The organism is Lactobacillus porci, from assembly GCF_009695985.1.
Lineage (GTDB): Bacteria > Bacillota > Bacilli > Lactobacillales > Lactobacillaceae > Lactobacillus > Lactobacillus absianus.
Genome location: NZ_VUMX01000051.1, coordinates 1 through 4,991, shown reverse-complemented (window position 1 = coordinate 4,991; position 4,991 = coordinate 1). Strand labels below are relative to the sequence as shown.

Below are 4,991 nucleotides of genomic sequence, written 5' to 3'. Positions count from 1 at the left end.
GTGGAAGCCATGTTCGAGAGCGTGAAAGAGATCTTCCAACTGACAGAAGAGCAGATGGAAAGGTTCACCAAAGCTTTCATTTCCCGCCTCCCGAAGTACATGCAAGAGGCTATATCGCCATCACTAGCAGCATAATTGAATATTTACTGGTTAAACTATTGAGTTTTCAAGGCTTCATAGTTCTTTTTGGTGTGGGAAGTTTAAGTCACAAAGTAAAAAACATGGTCCTGGTAAAAATGTCGTAAAAATGCGGGTTAATACCAGCTATCATTAAAATTGCTATTTTAATGAGTAGTGTAATTTAGGTATCAGGAATAGCCTGTAGCTTTGACTGGCTGACCGAGCCGATAAGGAGAGACGCGTCCGCAGGCGTGGCTCGACCGGCGCAGGGCAGACACGGCATTGCGGAGGGCTATTCCTGATACCCTTATATCTTTCATGGAACACAAAAATGCACCAGGTACAGGTGCATTTTTTGTTATTTCAAGGATATAAGGCTTTTGTGCATGGTGCGGCTTCGCTTTGGCAACGACCACATGGGAAGTCTCCTCAATAGCGAGTAAGCCAATCGCCCACTTTTATTAGAAGGATGGGATAGTGAGCGATTGTCTTACTTAAGGCTATTGAGGAGCCTTCCTGTCTACAACCGCGCGGCACTACGCCGCACCATGCACAAAAGCAAACTAAGCAATGCGAACTACTTGTCCGGCAAATATGCGATCTTCTGCTATCGCCCGATTGAGTGCGAGCAAATCAACTACAGGCATGCCATGTCTGCGTGCAATTGAGTACCAGGTATCACCAGGTTGTGCCACATAGTCAAAATCGACCAAGGAAAGCTGATAGCCGCTGTCGTCAGTATAGTAGCCATAATAGTCATAGGCTAGATACTGTACATCGCCTTCCACTTCATCAGTATAAACCCAAGTGCCAGCTTCTGGCACGCCAGAGGCACTGGCACCACAATTGATCACTGTAAGGTTGATCATCTTCGGCAGTTTAGAAAGATCGTACAAGCCGTCATCTAGGTCACGCTTGAAGAAAGCTAAATCAATGCAGGAGCGATCATGATAGCGAGATAGCAAATCGATCATTTCGATAATCCGTTCTTCACGATTCTTGCAGAATCTATCGCTGTTTATCAAAAGGGTAATTTTGCTCTTACTGGTGTAATAGAGCTTTACCAATCTTTTAGTAAAGGCGATGACATCATCAATATGCTCATGCAGATCGGTAATCATGAAAGCATGTGTGGTCATCTCTGCCCTACGGGCTAGGTCAGTGTGGATAGTCGCAAATTTATGATAATCAAAGCCTGAGACATGCAGACACACGCTTACGGTACTAATGCCAAACTTTTTAAGATGTTCATAGTGTTCTGGTGTTGAAGTAGTAATTGCTGAGCAGTAAGCCATTCTTGGGTAATTTTGTGTAGTTACTGTTCTTGGTGGAGTTTGAATTGTGGTAGTTGTTTGTGTCATTATGCTGGGGTTCCTTCCTTTTGTAAAAATTGCGTGATCGCGTCTTTATGCTTCTGTGAGAGCCTTTTTGATCCTTCAGCTATAGTTGATCTAAGCCATGCCAAATCGCCGCCATGAGCCTTTAAAATTGCTGAAAGCGTTGGAGAAATTTGCCGGTCGACCCAATCTCTCATGTCTTCGATTGTTTTTGCTTCTTTTTCGATTGTGAGTTGTAGCTGTTCGGCTTCTGCCAGCAGCTCGTCCCACCAAGGAGCAGTTGGCCAACGAGCTTTATTCGAATCATTGCTTTTGATTAAAAATCTTAAGTATTGCTTGAGCGTCCCTCGCAAGGCATGTCCGATTGGCAGGTCATCATTAACGATGTACTCAGCGAGCTTCAGAGCTCGATCTTTACGATAGACTAGTTCTAATCTTGTCCAAGCCTCTGGAATGCTTGTCTCAGCATCATCTGTGTTAGAATTTGCTTTTCTTTCAAGGGTTTTGTTGTAAATTCGGCAGTACAGATCGGATTTTTGTGATCCAAAATAAATTGTCTGTCCCAAAAAATCGTTGGTTGATGTTTGACGAGAATTTAGCTCGTCCCATTTTGACCATCTGGACGTAAACCAGCCGTTAATGGAAGCTTCGTGGATCTGCTCAAAATTAACGATTTTTGATCCAATGTCATCTAGCGCCAGGTCGATCCTGGAAAAATTACGATGCGACCAAGTGAATACTCGTTTAAATAAAGCCATCAGATCATGATTCACCGCATATTCTTTACAACCGCGTCCGGTAATCATCACGTGAGCGCCGGATTTAATATCGATTTTGGTGTCGGCAATACTGACTGTCTCTTCATTGCTTTTATCAATGCGGTTATACATGATGAAAAAATTGCCCTCGGTCCATTTGATCTGGTATTTATAACCGAATCGGCCAACTTTCAATGGTGAAAAATTTTCCCATTTTAAATCTAAAATTTCCATAACTGCCGGCAATTGTGCCTGAAGCACTGTAAACTCAAGCCAGTCAAAGGTTACGGTCAGCTTTGGTTTGTTCATTTTCAATCTTTCTGTATTTATTACACACCTATTAGTAACTGTGTGTAATGCATTAGGACAAGTGATTTTTAGATTTTAGCTATAAAAAAATGGGGCTTGCGCCCCTATCACTCGCCGTTGGGCAGGGCAAAACCAATGGGTTTTGCGTACAACTAGCTTATAAGCCTGGTAATGCTGTCAATTCCTTATCCTCACAAGCTGCGCTTGCTCCGGTACCATTGACAGCCAGTAAGCTAAAAATAGCTTATGCAGCCATAGATTGAGCTGCAGCTTCACGATTTGGATCATGTAAGAATTGAATATCAGAGATGACCACGGTGTGATGATATCTGATTCTTTTGGTGTCTTCGTCGATTGATGTAGAAACTTGTAGTCTACCATTGCATAGTACCTGACGCCCTTTACTACAGTGCTGGTTGATTGCGGCTGCTAGTTTGTCAAAAGCAACACAGCGAATAAAGTCAGCTTCATTTCGGTCATTTCTACGTGGCACGGCTACCGTAAACCAGCAATAATTACGGTTAGCAGCACTTCTCTTCATTTCTGGATCAGCTGTCATACGTCCTAAAATCTTAATATCATTCATCTCTATTCTTTCTCCCTTATAACTCAATTTTCGGTGTTAAATCGCTCAAATCTACGAGGGCGGATTGAGCGTAGTGCGCAGTCATGCCTAATGACTTGTGTCCAAGCAGATACTGCACAGTCGTCAGCGGTACTCCTTTTTCAGTCAAAAGTGCCGCAAAGGTGTGTCGCAAGAGGTGACAGTAAAAAGGTATGCCGGTCTTTTTGGCAAACTCTGTAGCATAGCCTTGTAAAGTCCGCTTAGATACTCTAAAAAGCGGGCGATTATCAACTTCAAGCTCGGCACGATACTTCCAAACAATCTCTGCTGCTGTCTGGTCGATAATCGGGATACAGCGGTCACTGCCCCACTTGGCTTCGTGGATGTCGATATACACGGTTTTGCCGCGCAAAGTGATGTCCTCCGGGCGAAGATGGGCGGCTTCGCCTACACGGCACCCACTGCCATACATGAGCCAAAAGGCTGCTCTCGCATTTTCCTGAAGACCATCGATGTAAGCTTTAAAAATCTTCAGTTCTTCGTCGGTCAAACGTTTGATTCGTTTGACTTTGACATTTTTAGGGTAGTCTGCAGGTGTGATCGGCACCTCAGATATGTACCCTTTACTATATGACCATAAAATATACATGCAGTGTCGACAGAAGTCCACGGATTGTAGAAATTTTGGACAGTTTTGCAAGGTTTGTATCTAAAAAGTGAGACAAAAACTCGGATTTTGTCTCATTTCCTAGATCTATCCCTAGTTTTTGAACTCTTTCCAATCGCCTTTTGTATTCCCGTAAAGTTCCCTCAGCTTTGCCTTCCATGCGCATATCTTCTAAAAATTCTTCGATTTTTTGATTTTGCATAAATATAGAAATTGGTCGTGTGTCTACAATGAATCTTTGCCAGTGGGCCGAATTGCTTCAGATAGCTTGATAACAGCATTTGTAAGCCCATCCAGCTTAGTTTCTATGCGCATTATCAGCAAAATTGCGATTGCCACGCCAGCAGCTTGATCCATAATCATCTTAAAAATGTCCATTTATCCTCCGATCCGGATAATCTCACCCATGTTTGCCGCGCAAACCTTGCATAAATCGAGTGATCCGACCAGCATATTTGAGCTCTCAGCGTTTTTAACGTCCAAGCGGTAGCTGACATCCTTAACCCGACTGCAAAGCTCACATTTGCGATATATGGGCTGAGCATATCCTACTAAATTTAGATATTCCTTCATTTTCTCTCCTTATAAAAAACGGGAAGGGAACCCAATCCCTTCCCTTAAGCATTATTCAGCTTTTGCATCTGATGCAAAAATGTCGTCAGTTTGAGTGGTGTAGTACTCAGCACCAACAACCTTAGCGTAGATAGCTACGCCGTCTTTTTCAAAGGCTGCAGCGTCAACGATCTTTTGCATAGCAGACTTAACAGTTTCAGATGAAAGATCTTGCTTAGGATATCTAACAGTGATCATGCTAGTTTTGCCTTCTGCAGTCTTAAATTTAAGCTTTAAAACCTTCTTCATGGTTTATCTCCTTTCTTATTCTTGAACTTGTGGGATAACACGTGAGTTGTCTACTGCGTAGATTTCATCACATGATGCGTCGAAAACATCTGTTAAAGCTTCGCTTACCGCATAAATTGCGTCTGGTGTTGCTCCATCCTTCAAATTTTGAAGGGTAAAGTTATACTGGCCGCCCTTAGCAAGCTTAGTACCCATCACAAATTTAGCCTTACGACCAACTAGTTCTGATGTTTGTGCCATTTTAGTCGTAAGCGCCCAATAGCGCGGTATCTATCGACCTCTGTTCAATAGTCATATACTGTTCTTAACAATTGAATACGGAGGAACACGATATTATGACTGAACATCCAATCGTACCGCTCGAGCTGCCAAAG

General features: G+C 42.9%; 8 protein-coding genes and 1 pseudogene. 1 reads left to right on the top strand and 8 read right to left on the bottom strand.

The window, feature by feature from the left end:
* Positions 1-245, top strand: a pseudogene (locus FYJ62_RS11015) (hypothetical protein); the annotation flags it as partial.
* A 438-nt stretch (positions 246-683) separates the two neighbouring features.
* On the opposite strand, the gene FYJ62_RS10875 reads toward FYJ62_RS11015, so the two are convergent.
* The 8 genes from FYJ62_RS10875 to FYJ62_RS10015 form a co-directional block, all read right to left on the bottom strand.
* Entirely contained in the window at positions 684-1,481 is a 798-nt protein-coding gene (locus tag FYJ62_RS10875) for a LysM peptidoglycan-binding domain-containing protein (protein ID WP_229771900.1), read from the bottom strand.
* Positions 1,481-2,524: a replication initiation factor domain-containing protein gene (locus tag FYJ62_RS10040; protein WP_154549539.1), complete on the bottom strand. Its 1,044-nt coding sequence runs from the start codon at positions 2,522-2,524 to the stop codon at positions 1,481-1,483. Before FYJ62_RS10040 ends, FYJ62_RS10875 begins: the two co-directional genes overlap by 1 nt.
* Before the next feature lie 244 nt (positions 2,525-2,768).
* Positions 2,769-3,110: a single-stranded DNA-binding protein gene (locus tag FYJ62_RS10035; protein WP_154549538.1), complete on the bottom strand. Its 342-nt coding sequence runs from the start codon at positions 3,108-3,110 to the stop codon at positions 2,769-2,771.
* A gap of 16 nt (positions 3,111-3,126) precedes the next feature.
* On the bottom strand, positions 3,127-3,639 hold the full coding sequence (locus FYJ62_RS10870; protein ID WP_229771899.1) for a tyrosine-type recombinase/integrase: 513 nt from the start codon (positions 3,637-3,639) through the stop codon (positions 3,127-3,129).
* A gap of 76 nt (positions 3,640-3,715) precedes the next feature.
* Complete coding sequence (locus FYJ62_RS10865; RefSeq protein ID WP_229771901.1) at positions 3,716-3,916, bottom strand: hypothetical protein; 201 nt, start codon at positions 3,914-3,916, stop codon at positions 3,716-3,718.
* Between the two features lie 65 nt (positions 3,917-3,981).
* On the bottom strand, positions 3,982-4,134 hold the full coding sequence (locus tag FYJ62_RS10025; RefSeq protein ID WP_087712505.1) for a YvrJ family protein: 153 nt from the start codon (positions 4,132-4,134) through the stop codon (positions 3,982-3,984).
* A gap of 246 nt (positions 4,135-4,380) precedes the next feature.
* Positions 4,381-4,617 carry a DUF2922 domain-containing protein gene (locus FYJ62_RS10020; RefSeq protein WP_089150219.1) on the bottom strand — a complete coding sequence of 79 codons (237 nt, stop codon included), beginning with the start codon at positions 4,615-4,617 and terminating at the stop codon, positions 4,381-4,383.
* A 15-nt stretch (positions 4,618-4,632) separates the two neighbouring features.
* Positions 4,633-4,857, bottom strand: coding sequence for a DUF1659 domain-containing protein (locus FYJ62_RS10015; RefSeq protein ID WP_150398753.1), 225 nt, complete (start codon positions 4,855-4,857; stop codon positions 4,633-4,635).
* Positions 4,858-4,991: the final 134 nt, after the last annotated feature.